The 19,145-nt window shown below is 61.1% G+C and carries 15 protein-coding genes; 6 read left to right on the top strand and 9 right to left on the bottom strand.

Features of this window, described 5'->3' with window-relative positions; genetic code table 11:
- Positions 1-5: 5 nt before the first annotated feature.
- Both K7431_RS08115 and K7431_RS08110 read right to left on the bottom strand, forming a co-directional pair.
- A complete protein-coding gene (locus K7431_RS08115; RefSeq protein ID WP_015886597.1) occupies positions 6-452 on the bottom strand; it encodes a GNAT family N-acetyltransferase in 447 nt (148 codons plus the stop codon).
- Complete coding sequence (locus tag K7431_RS08110) at positions 449-1,087, bottom strand: FMN-binding negative transcriptional regulator (protein WP_015886596.1); 639 nt, start codon at positions 1,085-1,087, stop codon at positions 449-451. The genes K7431_RS08115 and K7431_RS08110 overlap by 4 nt, the downstream gene beginning before the upstream one ends.
- 87 nt (positions 1,088-1,174) lie before the next feature.
- Between K7431_RS08110 and pdxR the strand changes: the two genes are divergently transcribed.
- Positions 1,175-2,725, top strand: coding sequence for a MocR-like pyridoxine biosynthesis transcription factor PdxR (pdxR, locus tag K7431_RS08105; RefSeq protein ID WP_015886595.1), 1,551 nt, complete (start codon positions 1,175-1,177; stop codon positions 2,723-2,725).
- On the opposite strand, the gene K7431_RS08100 is transcribed toward pdxR, so the two are convergent.
- From K7431_RS08100 to aspA, 7 genes are all read right to left on the bottom strand, one after another.
- On the bottom strand, positions 2,695-7,374 hold the full coding sequence (locus tag K7431_RS08100) for a dermonecrotic toxin domain-containing protein (protein ID WP_015886594.1): 4,680 nt from the start codon (positions 7,372-7,374) through the stop codon (positions 2,695-2,697). The genes pdxR and K7431_RS08100 overlap by 31 nt on opposite strands.
- A 134-nt stretch (positions 7,375-7,508) precedes the next feature.
- Entirely contained in the window at positions 7,509-8,600 is a 1,092-nt protein-coding gene (locus tag K7431_RS08095) for a polyamine ABC transporter substrate-binding protein (protein WP_015886593.1), read from the bottom strand.
- Entirely contained in the window at positions 8,597-9,631 is a 1,035-nt protein-coding gene (locus K7431_RS08090) for a histone deacetylase family protein (RefSeq protein WP_015886592.1), read from the bottom strand. The genes K7431_RS08095 and K7431_RS08090 overlap by 4 nt, the downstream gene beginning before the upstream one ends.
- Before the next feature lie 133 nt (positions 9,632-9,764).
- Positions 9,765-10,757, bottom strand: a complete 993-nt coding sequence (locus tag K7431_RS08085) for an AraC family transcriptional regulator (protein WP_043206075.1) — start codon at positions 10,755-10,757, stop codon at positions 9,765-9,767.
- 51 nt (positions 10,758-10,808) lie between these two features.
- Complete coding sequence (locus K7431_RS08080) at positions 10,809-11,789, bottom strand: asparaginase (RefSeq protein WP_015886590.1); 981 nt, start codon at positions 11,787-11,789, stop codon at positions 10,809-10,811.
- A 78-nt stretch (positions 11,790-11,867) separates the two neighbouring features.
- Positions 11,868-13,313 carry an alanine/glycine:cation symporter family protein gene (locus K7431_RS08075; RefSeq protein ID WP_015886589.1) on the bottom strand — a complete coding sequence of 482 codons (1,446 nt, stop codon included), beginning with the start codon at positions 13,311-13,313 and terminating at the stop codon, positions 11,868-11,870.
- Between the two features lie 392 nt (positions 13,314-13,705).
- Positions 13,706-15,130 (bottom strand): aspartate ammonia-lyase, encoded by a 1,425-nt coding sequence (gene aspA / locus K7431_RS08070; RefSeq protein ID WP_025854459.1) that lies wholly within the window; start codon positions 15,128-15,130, stop codon positions 13,706-13,708.
- 182 nt (positions 15,131-15,312) lie between these two features.
- Here aspA and K7431_RS08065 point away from each other — a divergent pair, with 182 nt between their 5' ends.
- From K7431_RS08065 to K7431_RS08045, 5 genes are all read left to right on the top strand, one after another.
- Positions 15,313-16,221, top strand: coding sequence for a LysR substrate-binding domain-containing protein (locus tag K7431_RS08065; RefSeq protein ID WP_015886587.1), 909 nt, complete (start codon positions 15,313-15,315; stop codon positions 16,219-16,221).
- 331 nt (positions 16,222-16,552) lie between these two features.
- A complete protein-coding gene (purE, locus tag K7431_RS08060) occupies positions 16,553-17,044 on the top strand; it encodes a 5-(carboxyamino)imidazole ribonucleotide mutase (RefSeq protein WP_003176980.1) in 492 nt (163 codons plus the stop codon).
- A gap of 11 nt (positions 17,045-17,055) precedes the next feature.
- Positions 17,056-18,141: a 5-(carboxyamino)imidazole ribonucleotide synthase gene (locus K7431_RS08055; RefSeq protein ID WP_015886586.1), complete on the top strand. Its 1,086-nt coding sequence runs from the start codon at positions 17,056-17,058 to the stop codon at positions 18,139-18,141.
- Between the two features lie 105 nt (positions 18,142-18,246).
- The gene (locus K7431_RS08050; RefSeq protein ID WP_015886585.1) at positions 18,247-18,492 is read left to right on the top strand and encodes a GlsB/YeaQ/YmgE family stress response membrane protein; all 246 of its coding nucleotides are present in this window, start codon (positions 18,247-18,249) and stop codon (positions 18,490-18,492) included.
- Positions 18,493-18,570: 78 nt separating this feature from the next.
- The gene (locus K7431_RS08045; protein ID WP_017135795.1) at positions 18,571-19,107 is read left to right on the top strand and encodes a DUF3299 domain-containing protein; all 537 of its coding nucleotides are present in this window, start codon (positions 18,571-18,573) and stop codon (positions 19,105-19,107) included.
- Positions 19,108-19,145: the final 38 nt, after the last annotated feature.

Raw genomic sequence — 19,145 nt, 5'->3', positions numbered from 1 at the left:
GCTCCTTAAAGACCTTTGCGAAATTGGATAAAGCCTGGACGTTCGGCAATGCGTTCGTAGAGTTGGATCGCCGTGGCGTTGGTCTCGTGGGTCAGCCAATGGACCTTGCAGCAACCGTCAGCCTTGGCGGTGGTGTAGACGAATTCGATCAGCTTGCGGCCCACGCCGGTGCCACGTTGGGTCGGGACGACCAGCAAGTCCTGCAGGTAGCACGAGTTCTCGATGCTCCAGTTGGAGCGGTGGTAGATGAAGTTGACCATGCCCACCGCTTTGTCGTCCTGCCAGGCCAGGGCCGAATGGGTGGGCTCGGTGGCGTCGATCAGGCGCAGCCAGGTGCTTTGGGTGACGGCGTCGGGCAACTCGGTGTTGTAGAACGTCAGATACGCTTGCCACAGCGGCAGCCAGGCGGCGTGGTCGGCGGCGGTGACTGGGCGGATGTCGATCTGGCTCATTCTGAGGCTCCTTGGGGCATAAAGCGGGCGAGGGTCTGGTCACGCACGTCGCTACTGGCGGCCAGGCCTTCGCGCACGCCGGCGATATCGGCCGGGCTGCGGTTCTGGCTGAGTTTGCGTTTGCCGATCAGGCGTTCGATCGGCAGGGCAAAGCCGACGATGGCGTTGAGCATGCTTTCAATGTAATCGGCCGGGGCGTCGCTGACTTTCCAGGGCTGGGAGCGGTTGCCCTCATGGCGATCAGTGAGAGCGCTGACCACGTTGAGCAAACGCTCGGCGTCGGTAAACACCTCGGCCTTGCCATAGGCGTGCACCGCCAGGTAATTCCAGGTGGGCACCACTTTGCCGTGCTCGGCTTTGGCTGGGTAAAAGGCCGGGCTGATGTAGGCCTCGGCGCCTGCAAAGATCACCAGCGCTTCGCTGCCGTTCTGCAGGTCCCGCCACTGAGGATTGGCTCTGGCCAGGTGTCCGTAGAGCGTGCCATTGGCACCTTCATCGGGGTTGAGCAGCAGTGGCAAGTGGCTGGCTTGCAGGCCTTGTTCACCCACGGTCACTAACTGCGCCAGGCGGGTGTGCTGGATCAATTGGTGCAGTTCGGGCAAATCGTCGAGGGCGAAGGCGCGAGGTGTGTACATGGAAATATTCCTTGGCGAATGCCTGCATCCTAGGCAGGCTAATGGCTCGTTGTAAGAGCCATCTGGCACCAATTTCATAGGTCCAATATGTCGCCCATCTCTGCGCCGCTGTCATTCAACCCCGCCGGTATTGAGCTGGATCGCCGTCAGGGTCTGACTCGCCAACTGTATGACGCCTTGCGCCAGCGGGTGCTGGACGGACGACTGGTCAGTGGCACGCGCCTGCCCGCCACCCGTGACCTGGCGGCGGCGTTGTCGATTTCCCGCAACAGTGTGGTACGCGCCTACGATCAGCTGTATGCGGAGGGGTTTATTGAAAGCCGGGTCGGCGATGGCACTTATGTCGCTCAATTGCCTACGGCAAAAAAACTATCCACAAAAGTATCCACAGGGTTGTCAACAGGCTTATCCCCAGCCTTATCCACAAAATGGGCTGATTTGCCGGAAGATCTGGACGATGAAGTTATCCACAGCGCGGGCTTGGCCAGGGTCAAAAACAACCACCTGGCCTTACCTCCCTCGGGTCCGCCTCGGGCATTCCGCGTGGGCGTGCCGGCCTTTGATCTGTTCCCCTTTGAGGTATGGGCCAAGCTGAATGGGGCATTCTGGCGCAAGCCGGACCTGGAACTGCTGTGCTATGGCGACCCGGCGGGTGACGGTCGCCTGCGCGGTCTGATCGCCGCTTACTTGCGCAGCTCACGGGGCATGCAATGCACCGCTGAACAAATAGTGATCACCAGTGGGGCGCAGCAGGCAATCAGCCTTTGTGCACAGTTGCTGGTAGAGCCGGGAGATGGGGTAGCGGTGGAAAACCCTGGCTACCGTGCGGCTGGGCATGCGTTCGCTTTGGCAGGCGGACGGTTGCACGGTGTACCGGTGGACAGTGAAGGCATCGATTGCCAGGTGCTCAACAGCCTGGGCGATTGCCGAGTGGCGTATGTCACGCCCTCTCATCAGTACCCGTTGGGTGTGGTGATGAGCCTGGCGCGGCGCCTCGAACTGCTGGCCTGGGCCGAGCGCACAGGCGGATGGATCATAGAGGACGATTACGACGGTGAATACCGCTACAGCGGCGCTCCGCTGTCGCCATTGGCGGCACTGGACCGCAGCGGGCGCGTGCTGTACGTCGGCACGTTCGGCAAGGTGGCCTTTCCGGCCTTGCGCCTGGGTTACCTGGTATTACCGCCGGGCCTGGTCGACGCCTTTTCCCGGCGGCGCGCGGTGGATATGCGCCATTCAGAAGTCAGCACCCAGGCCGTGATGGCCGAATTCATGGCCGCCGGGCACTTCCAGCGACATATCCGGCGCATGCGCCGCGCGGCGTTGAGCCGACGCAACGCACTCCTGGCCGGGTGGCCGAGTGACCTCGACGGGGTCGCCAGCCTGCCCAGCGTTGCCGCAGGGCTGCACCTTACGGTACGCGTGGCCAGCCTGGCCCGTGAGCAACAATTGCTCGAGCAGGCCAAGGCTGCTGGTGTCGAAATCAACGGCCTGAGCAGTTACTGGCTGGCAGGCTCCAGCACACCGCCGGACCAGCGTGCGGGCCTCGTGCTGGGGTTTGCCGCGGTGCCAGAGGTTGCCATCGGCCAGGCCTTGGCGCGCTTGCGTCAGGCCTGGGGCTCTTCCACCGCCGGCTGAGGTGGCTTGCTTTTAAAGAACAGCATGCGCGCCAGTTGGGGGCTGATCTCACTGCGGTAGATACTGATATTGTTGCGGCTGGCGTCGTTCCTGCGCTCGTATTTTCCGCCCAGGCCGCGTTGGTCTGGGGTTTTCAGGTGGGCAGCGGTGAAGTTCTCCTCTGATCCTGTCAGCGCGGTGTAGTGAAAGTGGGCATACCACAACGTTTTCTTGGTTTGGATATCCACCACGGGATACTCCTGCAGGAAACCTGAGTGACGTCCGGTGAGCTTGATGCGCGCACCGGTGGGCGGTTTGATGGTAACCACCCCTTCCTTGAGCAATAGCTCGACATGAGCCGCGGTGGGTTGCCGTGTCTTGAGCATATGAATGTGGAGGCGCTTGCGTTCGCCCTGGAGCTTGCTGATCGCGGCGGACAGTCGTTTGTTGAGCATTGCTGAGGGGTGTGTCGTGCTTTCTGTCAGATTGCTCAGGGTCAGTGCTTCTTCGATCTCCTGGCTGGCGTGCATCAGCTGTTCGATCCGGTTGCTGATACGCTCTTCAATGGTTACTGGCAGCCATCCCGCCTCGTTGGACAGCACTTCCGTGCGAGTGATAAAGGCCTCAAGCGTGTCCAGCAGGGCCTGGCCGTGGGTCGTGCTCTGTTTAAGGTTGCGGGCCTGGGTGCGGCTGGTTGATCGCGCCGCGGGTAGTTGTTCAACCCACACGCCCGGCTCTTTTTCATGGAACGTGGCGATTACCTTGCCTGTCAGCGGCTCCTTTACCTCCACCAGCGCTGTGCTGCCTTCGGCGTCCGGCAGGCGTTCTTCGCCGATGACAATCCCCTTGAGATGCGTCTTGATGACTCTCTTCGTGACCCTGGACGAGGGGCGGGAAGGTCCAGGCATGGGTTCCAGGGTTTGGGCTTTGCGTTCGCGCAGTAGGCCGGTCAGTTCTCGCGTGGCGTTTTGGGCGAACTCATCGATTTGTTTGCGCAGATTGGCCAATGGGGTTTTTTGCAGGTCGTCGGGGAAGTCGGCCGGCAACTCCACCAGGTTCTGATCCACGCTTGCAAACTGGTCTACCAGGCTGTCGAGGGTTTCGATCAACTGGTCTTGAGTGGCTTCATTCTCCGGGTCCAGGGCGACTCGCAGGCTTTGCACTGCCAGCTCGGCGGTTTCGATAATGCGCGCAACCGCTTCCCTGGCCGCCGGCAAGCTCTCGGTTTTGGTCTCATTGAGGCATAGGAAGGTACTCAGGCTGATCTTGAACGCTTTGAGGTCAGTGAGGCTCACATTCGCCAGGCCGAGCCCATGAGTAGTGGCGAACCTGACACCCCTTTCACCGAGCTCCCGCATCTCCCTTAAAGGGGTCTCGATGAACGTCAGGCGTTCAATCATATCCTGGGTGACCTCATAGACTTTTTGATAGGTACTGAGGGGGAGTGTCGCCAGCGTATCGTCATCGGGGTCCATGTGCCCTTCGACAGAACGTAGCTGTTGTTGGAACCCGTCCAACTGTTCGTTGATGGCTGAGCGGGCCACGAAAATCTGGTTGGTCAGGTATTCGTACATCCCGTCCAGGTAATTGGGAACGGTGTCGATGATCTTCAGCGATTTGAGTTGGGAGATCGTTACGTCGAGTTCCTTGATGTGATTGTCCGCCTGGGCAAGGTAGGAGGTTCGAGCCGCTTCCTGGGCGTCCTCCGGCGTTGCGGCGATGGCCTCGCGCAGTGCCTCAAGCTCGCTGTGCCGTTGCATCAATTGCTTGTCAAAGCTATTTAACTGCTCGCGCAGGTCTTTTATTTTCGGCGGCTTGAGGCGCTGACCCTTTTGCCGCAGGCGGCGCAGCCCGCTGGCTTTCAATCGGAACCGGATGTCGATAAACCACTGGCCAGCACGGTTGCTGGTCAGCGGAAAGCCCGTTCGCTGTGACTGTTTTGGATCAACAATCAGGACTGAATCGTTTTCGTCCACATCAACCTCAAACCATCGAGTCCCAACCGGCGCATACCAGTGTTCCCCTGCGCTGTAGAGGTGCTTGTAGGCGGTGTCCTCCTTGTACTGTTCGCTCAGGGATGATGGCTTCTCGACCATGAGGGCATCCAGGATCGCTCCGAGATTGCGCCGGGACTGAGTCAGCGCGCCGCTGGCATGCAGCGTACCTTGATGGTCCGCCGGCAGCTCACCTGCCGTGATCGTCGGTTTTTGTATCAGGACCATGGCGGGTGGGGGCTTGGACGGTTCGGCGGGTTCTGACGGCTTGGGATGCTTGGGATGCTTGGAGGGCGCGGACGACTCACCCGGCTCGGAAGAGGCGCGGGTTTCTTTTTCGATCGCCGCGCTGGGGCGTCGTTGTGTACTGATGTGCATCGTCAACACCATGCCCAGCGTCAGCAATATATCCACCCAGGCGGAGAGCTCGGCAGGTCGCTCGTTTATTTCTCTGGCATCCACGACATGTTGCAGGTCATCCATCAATTGCCAGATCCAGGACGCTGCGCCGACGGTTTTCCCCATGAATGGCAGTGCCGCGGTAAAGATCTGCCAGCCCATGTGCTTCAAGCTTTCCCAGCGGCCCTCGGCATTGGAGACAGACTGGCGGTCGGCCAGGTTTGCCAATGCCATCGCGTGAGTTTTGAACAGCGTCGCGAAATAGTCATTGCGCAACACCTCATTGCCGAAACGGATCGGCCCTGTCATCACCAGCGCATTGAGAGGGTCATTGAGCAGGCTGGTAAACACCCAGGGGGACGGCAGGGTGCCGGTGAATACGAACTGGCCGTAAGCGGTGCGCTCCTTGTCGGGCAACCAGGCGAGGATCGACTGGCGCAAGGTCGCTGATTGCTTGATTTCATAGAGCAGGTTGGCTTCAGAGGCGAACTCCATCAACGGCTCATTGCTCAGTGGTCGATAGAGCAGGCAAGGGCCGTTTTTTGGGGCTTGGGGGCCAATGATGAACATGTTGTCGACCGTATCCACGGCTGTCGTCAAGCGCCGCTTGGGGTACAGGGCCAGGGGGCGGATCACCACCGGGTAACCGTCTACCCGCTGCTTTTCAGTCTCCGTGTTCATCACGGCACACACGTAGCGATAACCCTGTTCGGTCAGGCCGTGAAGACCGCGAATCTTGTACTGCAAGGCCAGCAAGGGCAGTTGCAGGCGCAATTGTTCGGTGTAGAGTTTTTGCCGGCGCAAGGACTGCGCAGGGTCCTCCAGCAATTTGCTTTTGATCAGGGCGGGATAATGTTTGCCGATATCGACCTGGGTAATCAGTTTTTCCAAGTATTGCGCCGTCATCCAGATGGGCGTCACCGTCCCGTTACGGTAAATCACGACCTTGTTACCCAACGGCAGGGCAATCAGGTTTTCCAGGGCCAACTCGGTCAGCGTGAAGGTTTGCGTCTGGGTTTGGCCGGGTACGGCCAGCGTGCCCCAGATCACTGCGCTGGTCACGGCGATTTGCACGTTTTCCAGGTTGACGTTGGCAGCCTCCGGGTGGTCCTTGATCATCTGTGCGCGCAAGGCGTCGCGGGCAAAATCACCCACGGCGGGAATGTCATCCATATAGGTCTTGCCGTTCTCCTGCAGGTTCAAGGCCGCCAAGTCCATCATGTAACGACCATAGGCCGACTGGTCGGGTGACGAGGCCTGCTGCAACCATCCTGGCAGGGAGTCGCGAGCCCAGCCAAGCCGGGATTGATCCTGTTGCGTGAACGCGTGGAGTTCTTTCTTCGCACTGTCCGCCGGGGAAAGTGGCTTGATGTCCTCATCGTCAAAGGCAATGTGCCGCAGCGCTTCGATTTGCAGGCTGATCAGGCTGCTGGCCTGATACTCAAAGAAATTGCCCGATGGCTCGAACAGTCGCCAATGGATTTCGCGCCCCGCGAATAAATGGGGATGGGGCGCCAGGTATTCACCAAACGCCTTCATCGAGCTGAATTTTTTATAGCCGGTGGCAATCGAGTAACCGAGGATGAGCTCCCGTGTGCCCAACTGCCCGACCACCAGCGCCATAGAGGTCACATTGAGGTGTTTGCTGACGCTACCCGCTTGCTCATCCATATCAATCAGGTAGACGTGGGCGTCATAGTTGTCATGGGGCTGGCGCTGTGCGTATTCGGGGTAATGAAAAACGTTCCTGGCCATGGCGCACTCATCGTCGTCCCAGTCATCGACGGTGTGTACATTCCAGAGGTTGCGCAGTGTGCGGGCCAAGGTCTTCCAGCGTGGCCCGTTCTGGCCGCCGCTTTGGTTCCAGAAATCGAGCTGTTGTTCCTGGTAGGAGACAAACAGCAGGGGGGCCAACTCGTTGATCAACTGCGCGATACGGTCAACCTGGACGGAAACGTGGGTGTTTGCCTGCTCCTGGGTTTGATTGATCAGATAGTGCTCACCGTCGATCCAGGTCAGCGCGACGTTGGTCAACGCACTGCGCGCCAGTGCGCCGGCCAGCGATTGAAGGTGCGGAAGGTCGGGCACCACCTCACCGCTGACGCTTTGCCAGCGAGGTGTGACCAGGATGGCCAGGTTGGGGTCGATATCGAGGTCCGGGTACAGCTCGGCCAGCGCCGATCGTAAAGTCGCCGCCGCGACCTCCCGCAGGGAGGGGCCGGTGGCCAGTTGAGTCAGCAGATCGTTGGCGCTGGGGGACAGTGCAGTGTCATTCATAAGGGCATCCTGGCCGCAAGAAAGGGGCCGCTAGGGTGCGTAGCGGCGTTTTTCTCACAGTAAGGATGTTGCCCACTCGGCGAGCGGTAGTTAAGTCAAGGCCAACCCCTCAGGCCTTGCGGTGGAATCGGCGATCAGGTACCCGACTTGATTTTGGTCCAGGCCCTGGTCCTGGCGCGCTCGGCATCTCGGGTCAGCGGTTTCAAGGTGTACAGCGTGGCCATGGCCGCCTCGGTCGGGTACAGGTTGGGGTTGTTGCGAATCGACGGGTCGACCTGCTCGGTGGCGTCCTTGTTCGGGTTGGGGTAACCGACGAAGTCGCTGATGGGCGCGATCACGGCCGGTTGCAGTAAGTAGTTGATGAAGGTGTAGGCGTCCTGCGGGTTTTTTGCGCCTTTTGGAATGGCGAGCATGTCGAACCAGATCGGTGCCCCTTCCTTGGGCAGGCGCATGTCCACGGTGACACCGTTCTTGGCCTCTTTGGCGCGGTTGGCGGCCTGGGAGAAGCTGCCTGAGTAACCGACGGCTACGCAGATGTCGCCGTTGGCGATGTCGGCCATGTACTTGGAGGAATGGAAGTAGGTGACAGAGGGGCGGATCTTCAGCAGCAACGCTTCGGCTTTGTCATAATCCTTGGGGTTGCTGCTGTTGGGGTCCAGCCCCAGGTGCTGCAAGGCCAGGGGCAGGATTTCCGAGGGGGAGTCCAGCAGCGCGACGCCACATTGCTTGAGCTTGCTGATGTTTTCTTCCTTGAAGATCAGGTCCCAGCTGTCCACCGGCGCATCGGCGCCCAGCGCGGCCTTGACCTTGTCCGGGTTAAAGCCGATCAGGATGGTGCCGTACATGTAGGGCACGGCGAATTTGTTACCGGGGTCGTTGGCTTCGATCAGCTTCATCAGCTTGGGGTCGAGGTGGTTCCAGTTCGGTAACTGGCTGCGGTCCAACGGCTGGAATACGCCGGCCTCGATCTGCTTGGCCAGGAACACGTTGGACGGCACCACCACGTCATACCCGGAGTTGCCGGTGAGCAGCTTGGCTTCCAGCGCCTCGTTGGTGTCGAAAATGTCGTACACCAATTTGATGGCGGGGTTCTGCGCCTTGAAGTCCTCCAGCGCCTTGGGCGTGATGTAGTCGAACCAGTTATAGACGCGCAGGGTTTTTTCTTCGGCGTGGGCCACGCCGCTGATAACGGTGGCGCAGAGGATAAGTGACTTGAGCATGTTCATTGGGCAGCCCCTTCAAAACCTTCGAGAACATTGACGGCATTGATGCCGATTTCTTCCACCGCGTAGCCGCCTTCCATCACAAACAGCGTGGGTCTGCCCAAGTGGGCGATGCGTGCGCCCATTGCCAGGTAATCCGGGCTGTCGAGTTTGAATTGCGAGATAGGGTCGTCCTTGAAGGTGTCCACCCCCAGGGACACCACAATGATGTCGGCCCCATAACGTTCAATCTCGTTGCAGGCCTGTTCCAGCGCTGCGCTCCAGCGCTCCCAGCCGGAACCGGCAGGCAACGGGTAGTTGACATTGAAGCCTGCCCCCGCGCCCTCGCCCAGTTCGTCGGCATAGCCGAGAAAAAACGGAAACTCCGCCGCCGGGTCACCGTGGATCGAGGTGAACAGCACGTCATTGCGCGCATAAAAGATCGATTGGGTGCCGTTGCCGTGGTGGTAGTCCACGTCCAGGATCGCGACCTTTCGGTGGCCCTGGTCGAGAAACGCCTGGGCCGCAATGGCGGCGTTGTTGAGGTAGCAATAGCCGCCCATCAAGTCACTGGCGGCGTGGTGGCCCGGTGGCCGGCAAAGGGCGAAGGCACTGCGGGCGCCTTGCTGGATTGCCTGTTGCGCCGTCAGCGCCACTTGGGCCGCGCTATAGGCGGCTTGCCAGGTGCCGGCGGTAATCGGGGCGCCGCCGTCGAAGCTGTAATAACCGAGTTGGCCGTGCAGGCTTGTGGGCAATACGCGGCGCAAGGTGCGGGCCGGCCAGGTGTAGGGCAGCAGGTCGCCGTCCTGGCCGAACTCGGTCCAGCGTTGCCATGCACCTTTGAAGAAATCGAGGTAGTCACGGCTGTGGATGCGTTGCAGCGGCGCCAGGCCAAAGTCCTGCGGGGCTTGGACGGCGCCCAGCTCACGGTCCTTGACCCGCTGCAGCACATGGTCGGCGCGCGAGGGCATTTCAAAGCAGGGCATCAGTTGCCCGTCCATCAGTTCACAACGGCCGTGGTGCAGGTGGTGATCGTCTGAGTAGATCGTCAGCATATTGTTGTTCTCCGCAGGCGGTATCGGTGCCTGCAGTCTTGCTGGCGGCGGAGGTTATGAGAACGGCAAGAGCGGCCAAAAGGGGATAAATATGGCCAGATTTTCTGTCCGTAATTCGCCCCTCAATAGCGCGTCATGCGCGAAATTGGCTCGGCGCCACGCCGCTCCAGCGCACGAAGGCATGCCGGAAGCTGGCGGTCTCGCTGAAGCCCAACTGCTCGGCAATCCGGTAGATGGGGCATTGGTCTTGCGCCAGCAATTGCTTGGCGCGTTCGAAACGCAGCTCATCCAGCAGTTCCTGATAGCTGCAGCCCAGGTCATGCAGGTGTCGGCGCAGGGTGCGTGGCGAACAGTTCATCTGTTGGGCCAGGCCATCCAGCCCGGGTGCGGCGTGCAGTTGCGCCGCGAGCAATTGGCGGATTCGCCCCAGCCAGGCTTCGCGCCCGGTGAATTCGGTGTTCTGTTTACGGCAGCGCTCGGCCATGGCCTGGTGGGTCACGCTGTCGGCCAGCGGCAAAGGCTGGGCGAGCCAGCGTGTGTCAAAGGCGAACGCATTGGCGGTGGCCTGGAACTGCAACGGGCAGTCGAAACTCTCGGCGTAGCGCGCTTGATAATCCGGTGCATCGTGCTCGAAGCGCGCGCCCAGCAAGGGCAGTGGATGGCCGAGCAGGTCGTCGCAAATGACCTTCAGCGACCCGAGGCACAGCTCGACATTGAAGGCGGTCAGGGCCGGGTTATCGCGATAATCGCCCGCGGTGAACCAGATACGTCCGCCGTCCTCCTCCAGGCTCAGCTCGAACAGTGTTCCCAACAGCGCCGGATAACGCAGGGCCAGGCGCAAAGCGTCACCGAAAGTGGCACTCGTGAGCAGGGCATAGCCGAGCATGCCGTAGGACGATACATGCATGCGGCGCCCCACGATCAGGCCGATATCGCGCTGCAGGGCCACGGCATTGGCGCACACCTGCATCTCCTGATGCGTGGCGATGCGCGTGTCGGCGCGGCTCAAGTCCGCCGCGCAGATACCGCTGCCGGCCAGCAGCGTCTCGGCGGGCCAGCCTTCGGCCTTGAAGGTACTGAGCACCAGCGAGACCGCGTTGAGGGTCGTGAGGTGGGAGTGCAGCATGGGGGGCTTCCAGCCAAGAGATGGCTGGAAGGGGAGCAAGTTATATGCCGGTCAGCTCAGTTCGCCGCACAGGTCCAGTTCCACCAGGCGGCGGACCTCAGGCGTTGCAAGACTCGCACCGAGCAGGGCCTGCAGCTTGCCGAACACCGCTTCGCGGGTCATGCCACCACCGGACAGTACGCCGACGCCGCGTAACCGGCTGCCGGCTTCGTACACGTCCAGCTCCACGCCGCCTTCATGGCATTGGGTGATCGCGACCACCACCACACCTTGATCGCGGGCACGCTGGAGGCTGACCAGGAACGCCGGGTTATCGCTTGGCCCGGTGCCGCTGCCGAAGCATTCGAGGACCAGCGCCTGGAGGCCGCTGTCGATCAGCGCATCCAGTTGCCCGGCGCCGATGCCCGGCACCAACGGCAGCACGCCGACGTTGGCCAGGGCTTTGGCTTGGCGATAATCCAGCGCTGCAGGAATGGCCTCGGCCTTGGCCACGCCGCCGTTGCGCTGCAAGGCTGCAAACGGATGGCGACCAAAGCTGCGGATCTTCGCGCAACGGGTCGGCGCCATCAGTGCGCCATGGAAGTACAACTGCACACCGGGCGCCAGGCCTTGGCCCAATGCTGCCAGGGCACCGCTGACGTTTTCCCAGGCGTCGCTGTCGGGCACGCCGGCGGGCAGCATGGAACCGGTGAACACCACCGGCGCCGGCAAGCCCAGCAATTGAAAGCTCATGGCTGCCGCGCTGTAGGCCAAGGTGTCGGTGCCGTGCAGGATCAGTACTGCGTCGCAGCCGCCTTCCACGGCCTCGACGACCGCGATGCGCAATTGTTGCCAGTAGGCCGGGGTCATGTTGGCGCTGTCGATCAGCGGGGCCATTTCGCGGAATCGCCACGCAGGCACTGGCTGATGGGCCAGTTGCTCGCGCATGCGCGCTTCGAAACCGGATGCGGGTGCCAGGCCGTTGGCGCTGGCCTGCATGCCGATGGTGCCGCCGGTGTAGAGCACCATGACGTTTTGGGCTGGTTGGGTCATCTGAACACTCTCCTGAACGAAAAACGCCGCCGGGCCCAGAGCATGCCCAAGGCCAGGCGGCGTGTCATCTATCTACGCTCAGCGTTGCGCTTGAGCGTTCAGTTCAGCCGAGACGGCAACGTCCGGTTTTGCCGGATTGGCCGGCCAGGCCTTGCGGTCCAGGTCCAGGTCTGGGAACTGGCTGGAGTCGAACACCGGGGTCTTGATGCCGGCGGCGCGCTGGTTGTCGTAGTCGTTCAGGATGCGCATGGCGATCTTGAACAGGAACGCCAGGGCGAACAGGTTAACGAACGCCAGCATCGTCATGGTGATGTCGGCGAAGGCGAACACGGTGCCCAGGTTTTCGATGGAACCCCAGAAAATCAGCACCAGCACCAGTGCGCGGTAGCCCATCAACACTTTGCGGTTGTTACCCACCAGGAAGCGCAGGTTGCTCTCACCGAGGTAGTAGTTGTACATGATCGAGGTGAACACGAACAACGCCAGGGCCACCGAGATGAACATGCGGCCCCAATCACCGACCACGGCCGCCAGGGAGTTCTGGGTCAGGGCAATGCCGTCGCCTTCGAAGCCTGGAGTGTAGAAACCGGAGAGCAGGATCAGCAAGGCGGTGCAGGTACAGATCACGAACGTGTCGAGGAACACGCTGAACGCTTGCACCACGCCTTGGGCGATCGGGTGTTCTACCGACGCCACCGCCGCCACGTTAGGCGCACTGCCCAAACCGGCTTCGTTGGCGAACACGCCGCGCTTAACACCCATGATGATCGCGCTGCCCACCAGGCCGCCGAAGGCCTGGTCGAGGCCGAACGCGCTCTTGACGATGGTTGCGAGCATGGCGGGTACGTGGTCGAACTGCAGCACGATCACGTACAGGGTCACGGCGATGTAGACCAGGGTCTTGACCGGCACCAGCAGGTCGGCGATCGAAGCGATGCGCTTAATCCCGCCGATGAACACCAAGCCCAGCAATACTGCGAGGGCCAGGCCGGTGTAGGTGGTGTCCAGGCCGAAAGCGTTGTTCAGCGAGTGCGTCACGGCATGGGCTTGCAGGCCGTTGAAGGCAAAGCCGAAGGTCACCAGCAGCAGGAACGCCATGACCATACCCAGCCAGCGCTTGTGCAGGCCGTGCTGGATGTAATACGCGGGGCCGCCACGGTAGGTGCCTTCGGCGTCAGTGCGTTTGTACAGCTGGCCGAGGGAGCACTCGATAAAGCTCGAAGACATGCCCACCAGCGCGGTGACCCACATCCAGAACACGGCACCTGGGCCACCCAATGTCACGGCAATGCCGACACCGGCGATGTTACCGGCACCGACGCGGCCGGCCAGGCTGAGCATCAGCGCCTGGAACGAACTGAGCTGGCCGGAGCTGCTCTTCAGGCTGTCTTTGAACACTGAGAACATGTGGAAAAAGTGGCGCAACTGTACGAAACGCGAGCGAATCGTGAAATAACCGCCGAGCCCGACAATGAGCACGATCAGTACTTTCCCTGAGAGGAAGTCGTTGATGACTTCGAGCATGGAGTGTTCCTCGCTGATTTTTCTAATGGCAAACGCAGGACGGTTCGACGCCATCGCATCGCACCAGGCAGTGCGCGACAGTTCGACCCCAATCCTTTTGCGGGTTGTTATTCATGCGGTTTCGCGTTGTACCTGGGCCTCGTTACCGACGGCCGCACACGCGAAGAGGGGCGGCACTATACCTAGGCGAACGAGATCCGTCTGCTCGGGCTGATTAAAGGTTTCAGCCATGCGACTGAGGGGGCGGTGGATTTGCAGGGCGATATTGGAGTTTTTATGGGCGTCATTTCACAACCTTGGGGCAAAAAAAAGGGCCTGAAGAACGAGCCTTCAGGCCCTCAAAAGGTGAGAGGTGTCTAGTCCCTCAGCCTGGTGAGCAGTGCAACAGACGCTTAGGCCTTCAACGGGACCAAGCGTGGAGCGATCATGTTTTCGGGGCGCAGGATGTCGTCGAGCATGGCGTCGTCGAGCAAGCCTTCTTCGCGCACCAGTTCCAGCACGCCGCGGCCGCTTTCGAGGGCGATGCGGGCGATGCGGGTGGCGTTTTCATAGCCGATGTACGGGTTCAGCGCGGTGACCAGGCCGATGGAGTGCTCCACCAGTTCGCGGCAGCGCGCTTCGTTGGCGGTGATGCCGACGATGCAGTGTTCGCGCAGCATGTCCATGGCGCGTTGCAGCAGGCGGATCGAGTCGAAGATCTTGAAGGCGATCAGCGGCTCCATCACGTTCAGCTGCAGTTGGCCGCCTTCGGCTGCCATGGTCAGGGCCAGGTCGTTACCGATCACTTGGAACGCGACTTGGTTAACCGCTTCCGGGATTACCGGGTTGACCTTGCCGGGCATGATCGAGCTGCCTGGCTGGCGCGCCGGCAGGTTGATCTCATTGATGCCGGTGCGTGGGCCGCTGGACAGCAGGCGCAGGTCGTTGCAGATCTTCGACAGCTTCACTGCGGTGCGCTTGAGCATGCCGGAGAACAGCACGAAGGCGCCCATGTCGGAGGTGGCTTCGATCAGGTCGGCGGCAGGCACAACCGGCTGGCCGCTGATCACCGCCAGGCGTTGTACCGCCAGGGCTTGATAACGCGGGTCGGCGTTGATGCCGGTACCGATGGCGGTGCCGCCTAGGTTCACTTCGGTCAGCAGCTCTGGCGCCAGGGTTTTCAAGCGCGCCAGGTCTTCCCCGAGGGTGGTGGCAAAGGCGCGGAATTCCTGGCCGAGGGTCATCGGCACGGCGTCTTGCAATTGGGTGCGGCCCATTTTCAGTACGTGGCTGAACTCGACGCCCTTGGCGGCGAATGCCTGGATCAGGCTGTCGAGGCTGGCCAGCAGCGCGTCATGGCCCAGCAGCAGACCCAAGCGGATCGCGGTCGGGTAGGCGTCGTTGGTCGACTGCGCCATGTTCACGTCGTTGTTGGGGTGCAGGTACTGGTACTCGCCCTTGTTGTGGCCCATGGCCTCCAACGCGATGTTGGCGATGACTTCGTTGGCATTCATGTTGGTTGAAGTGCCGGCGCCGCCTTGAATCATGTCCACCACGAACTCTTCGTGGAAGTCGCCGCGGATCAAGCGGGCACAGGCTTCGCTGATGGCAGCGTGCTTGGCTTCGCTGAGCTGACCGAGCTCGCGGTTGGCATCTGCCGCCGCTTGCTTGACCATTGCCAGGCCGACCACCAATTTCGGGTAATGCGAAATCGGAACGCCCGAGAGGCGGAAGTTATTCACCGCTCGCAGGGTCTGGATGCCGTAATACGCTTGGGCAGGTACTTCGAGTACGCCAAGCAGGTCTTTTTCTGTGCGGAATGATGCAGCGGAGGACATGACGGAAATCATCTCGATATGGACCCGGAACTGGCCGGAACGCTGCGAATGCTAGGCTTGTGGAAGTTTTTGGGCCAATGCTGTTAAACACTGGCCTATGCACAAACGGCATAATGTGAGTGTGACCCAGCTATGATGGCGGGCGTGTGTGCCAAAATGGTGCGTACCCGTGGGAGGACGTGATGAACCTTGAGAGCAAATGGCTGGAAGACTTCAGTGCCCTGGCAGCGACCCGCAGCTTTTCCCAGGCCGCCGAGCGACGCTTCGTCACCCAGCCGGCGTTCAGTCGACGTATCCGCAGCCTGGAAGCCGCGTTGGGCCTGACCCTGGTCAACCGCTCGCGTACGCCGGTAGAGCTGACGGCGGCGGGGCAGTTGTTTTTAGTCACGGCGCGCACCGTGGTGGAACAGCTCGGTGAAGTGCTGCGCCATTTGCACCACTTGGAAGGCGGGCAGGGCGAAGTCATGCAAGTGGCGGCGGCTCACTCGTTGGCGCTGGGCTTCTTCCCTCGCTGGATCGCACAACTGCGCAACGAGGGCCTGAACATTGCCACCCGCTTGGTCGCCACCAACGTCGGTGACGCCGTGCACGCCCTGCGCGAAGGGGGGTGTGACCTGATGCTGGCGTTCTACGACCCGGACGCCGCCATGCAGATGGACGCCGAAATCTTCCCGTCCCTGCACTTGGGCAACACCGAAATGCTCCCAGTGTGCGCCGCTGATGCCGACGGTAAACCGTTGTTTGACCTGGAAGGCGAGGGCAGTGTGCCGCTGCTGGCATACAGCGCTGGCGCGTTCCTCGGCCGCTCGGTGCATTTACTGTTGCGCCAACGCGCCCTGCGTTTTACGACGGTTTACGAAACCGCCATGGCCGATAGCCTCAAGAGCATGGCCCTTGAAGGCCTGGGCATCGCCTGGGTGCCGCAGTTGAGCGTGCGCGCCGAACTCGCTCGCGGAGAACTGGTTGTCTGCGGCGGTCCGCAATGGCATGTGCCGCTGGAAATCCGCTTGTATCGCTGCGCGTTGGTGCGCAAAGCGAATGTACGGTTGTTGTGGCGAAAGCTGGAAGGTGGGGCGGCGCAAACCACCTGAGCCGAACACCGGGCAAATGTGGGAGGGGGCTTGCCCCCGATAGCGGTGTATCAGTGACAGATAAGTGCCTGATACACCGTCATCGGGAGCAAGCCCCCTCCCACAGGGTTTTTTGGTGATTTGGCTGACTCTTAAGTCAATAAAACCGCCGCTTTGCGCCACTGGACAGATGGTCATTCCAGGGGCTGTTTATCTGCATTATTACGGTATACTGCGCGGCCTTCGGCCGGTCCAACCGGCCTTAATTCGTACACCAAGCCACGCCGGATTTCCCGCGTGGCTTGTTGTTTTTTGACGCGCCTGTGGGCGCCCAGAGAGAAGAGGCACGACGATGAGTGCATTGGTTGGCGTGATCATGGGCTCCAAGTCCGATTGGTCCACCCTTAGCCACACCGCCGATATGCTGGAAAAACTCGGCATTCCCTACGAAGTGAAAGTGGTCTCCGCCCACCGCACTCCGGATTTGCTGTTCCAGTATGCCGATGAAGCAGAATCCCGTGGCATCGAGGTGATCATCGCCGGTGCCGGTGGTGCAGCGCACCTGCCAGGCATGTGTGCGGCCAAGACCCACCTGCCGGTGCTCGGCGTGCCGGTGCAGTCGGCGATGCTCTCGGGCGTGGACTCGCTGTTGTCCATCGTGCAGATGCCGGCTGGCATTCCGGTGGCCACCCTGGCGATCGGCAAGGCCGGTGCTATTAACGCAGCTTTGCTGTCCGCCAGCATCCTGGGCGCCAAGCACCCGCAGTTCCACGCGGTGCTGAAAAAATTCCGTGCTGAACAGACAGACAGCGTGCTGGACAATCCAGACCCACGTATCGCCTGAGGTTGTTGACGATGAAAATCGGTGTAATCGGTGGCGGCCAACTGGGTCGCATGCTGGCCCTGGCCGGAACCCCGCTGGGAATGAACTTCGCTTTCCTGGACCCGGCGCCGGACGCCTGCGCGGCCGCGCTGGGTGAGCATCTGCGCGCTGACTACAGTGACCCGGACCACCTGCGCCAACTGGCCGACGAAGTCGACCTGGTCACCTTCGAGTTCGAAAGCGTCCCGGCCGAAACCGTTGCGTTCCTGTCGCAGTTCGTACCGGTGTACCCAAGCGCCGAAGCCTTGCGCATCGCCCGCGACCGCTGGTTCGAAAAGAGCATGTTCAAGGACCTGGGCATCCCGACCCCGGCCTTCGCCGATATCCAGTCCCAGGCAGACCTGGACGCTGCAGTCGCCAGCATCGGCCTGCCGGCCGTGCTGAAAACCCGCACCTTGGGTTATGACGGCAAGGGCCAGAAAGTCCTGCGTACGGCTGCCGATGTGGTCGGCACCTTCGCCGAGCTGGGCAGCGTCGCCTGCCTGTTGGAAGGCTTCGTGCCGTTCACCGGTGAAGTCTCGCTGATCGCCGTGCGTGCTCGTGATGGCGAAACCCGCTTCTACCCGTTGGTGCACAACACCCACGACAGCGGCATCCTCAAGCTGTCCGTGGCCAGCACCGACCACCCGCTGCAGGCCTTGGCCGAAGACTATTCCAGCCGTGTGCTCAAGCAACTGGATTACGTCGGCGTGATGGCGTTCGAATTCTTTGAGGTCGACGGTGGCCTCAAGGCCAACGAAATCGCCCCGCGCGTGCACAACTCCGGGCATTGGACCACCGAAGGCGCCGAGTGCAGCCAGTTCGAAAACCACCTGCGGGCGGTGGCGGGCTTGCCATTGGGCTCCACGGCCAAGGTCGGCGAGAGCGCCATGCTCAATTTCATCGGTGTGGTACCGCCAGTGGAAAAAGTCATCGCCATCGACGACTGCCATCTGCATCACTACGGCAAGGCCTTCAAGGCCGGGCGCAAGGTCGGCCACGCCAACCTGCGTTGCAAGGACCGCGCGACCCTGCAAGCGCAGATCCTCAAGGTCGAGGCGCTGATCGCCGAGCAATAAGCCTGGACTCGGCGGGAACCATTCGGTGACCGCCATCCTCTGATTGCAGGATGCCAAAGCCTGACTAGGCTTTGGCATAGCTCAATTCAATCAGAGGGAAATGCCATGGGTATCATCGGAACCATCTTTATCGGCTTGATCGTCGGCCTGCTGGCGCGTTTCCTGAAGCCAGGCGACGACAGCATGGGCTGGATCATGACCATCCTGCTGGGTATCGCAGGTTCCTTGGTCGCCACCTACGGTGGGCAGGCCCTGGGCATCTACCAGGCAGGTCAAGGCGCAGGCTTCCTCGGTGCGCTGATCGGCGCCATCGTGCTGCTGGTGATCTACGGCCTGCTGCGAAAAAAATGATTTAGCGTCACGGCCCTCTGCGCTGCGCAGGCGCAGGGGGCTAGAATGCCGACACTGTTAACCTTGTCGAGCCTCTCCATGCGCCGTCTTCTGTTTACGCTCCTATTACTAGGCTCTGGCCTGGCCCACGCCGGCGAACTGCCGGAAACCGATTGGCTTGACCTGATGCCGCTGTCAGATCAAAAAGCCCTCGAAGCCATGCCCGAGATCGACCACAACTCCCCCGAAGCCCAAGGCACGTTCACCGACAAAGGTGGCCTGAAGCAGAGCAAAGGCTTGCCGGCGGTGATGTACTCCACCAAGACCGTGGCCGCCATGAATGGCAAGAACATCCGAATTGGCGGCTATCCAGTACCGTTGGAGACCGACGCCAAGGGTCGCAGCACCCTGTTTTTCCTGGTGCCGTACCCAGGCGCCTGCATCCACGTGCCGCCTCCGCCACCTAACCAGTTGGTGCTGGTGCGCTATCCCAAGGGGTTGAAGCTGGACGACATCTACACGCCGCTGTGGGTCACGGGCACGTTGAAGGTGGAGAAGGTGAATAACGACCTGGCGGATGCGGCGTATGCGCTGGATGCGGGGAAAGTGCGGGTGGTAAAGGAATCCGATCTTTAAAGGGCAACATATAACCAATGTGGGAGGGGGCTTGCCCC

This window comes from Pseudomonas fluorescens group sp., from assembly GCF_020093335.1.
Classification (GTDB): Bacteria; Pseudomonadota; Gammaproteobacteria; order Pseudomonadales; family Pseudomonadaceae; genus Aquipseudomonas; species Aquipseudomonas petroselini.
Note: the sequence above shows the minus strand (reverse complement) of the source record. Positions and strands in the feature narration are given on the sequence as shown.

Bases quoted from the DNA above. Each gene is read 5' to 3' on its own strand.
- K7431_RS08115 (WP_015886597.1), bottom strand. From the start codon at position 452: ATGAGCCAGATCGACATCCGCCCAGTCACCGCCGCCGACCACGCCGCC.
- K7431_RS08110 (WP_015886596.1), bottom strand. From the start codon at position 1,087: ATGTACACACCTCGCGCCTTCGCCCTCGACGATTTGCCCGAACTGCAC.
- pdxR (WP_015886595.1), top strand. From the start codon at position 1,175: ATGTCGCCCATCTCTGCGCCGCTGTCATTCAACCCCGCCGGTATTGAG.
- K7431_RS08100 (WP_015886594.1), bottom strand. From the start codon at position 7,374: ATGAATGACACTGCACTGTCCCCCAGCGCCAACGATCTGCTGACTCAA.
- K7431_RS08095 (WP_015886593.1), bottom strand. From the start codon at position 8,600: ATGAACATGCTCAAGTCACTTATCCTCTGCGCCACCGTTATCAGCGGC.
- K7431_RS08090 (WP_015886592.1), bottom strand. From the start codon at position 9,631: ATGCTGACGATCTACTCAGACGATCACCACCTGCACCACGGCCGTTGT.
- K7431_RS08085 (WP_043206075.1), bottom strand. From the start codon at position 10,757: ATGCTGCACTCCCACCTCACGACCCTCAACGCGGTCTCGCTGGTGCTC.
- K7431_RS08080 (WP_015886590.1), bottom strand. From the start codon at position 11,789: ATGACCCAACCAGCCCAAAACGTCATGGTGCTCTACACCGGCGGCACC.
- K7431_RS08075 (WP_015886589.1), bottom strand. From the start codon at position 13,313: ATGCTCGAAGTCATCAACGACTTCCTCTCAGGGAAAGTACTGATCGTG.
- aspA (WP_025854459.1), bottom strand. From the start codon at position 15,130: ATGTCCTCCGCTGCATCATTCCGCACAGAAAAAGACCTGCTTGGCGTA.
- K7431_RS08065 (WP_015886587.1), top strand. From the start codon at position 15,313: ATGAACCTTGAGAGCAAATGGCTGGAAGACTTCAGTGCCCTGGCAGCG.
- purE (WP_003176980.1), top strand. From the start codon at position 16,553: ATGAGTGCATTGGTTGGCGTGATCATGGGCTCCAAGTCCGATTGGTCC.
- K7431_RS08055 (WP_015886586.1), top strand. From the start codon at position 17,056: ATGAAAATCGGTGTAATCGGTGGCGGCCAACTGGGTCGCATGCTGGCC.
- K7431_RS08050 (WP_015886585.1), top strand. From the start codon at position 18,247: ATGGGTATCATCGGAACCATCTTTATCGGCTTGATCGTCGGCCTGCTG.
- K7431_RS08045 (WP_017135795.1), top strand. From the start codon at position 18,571: ATGCGCCGTCTTCTGTTTACGCTCCTATTACTAGGCTCTGGCCTGGCC.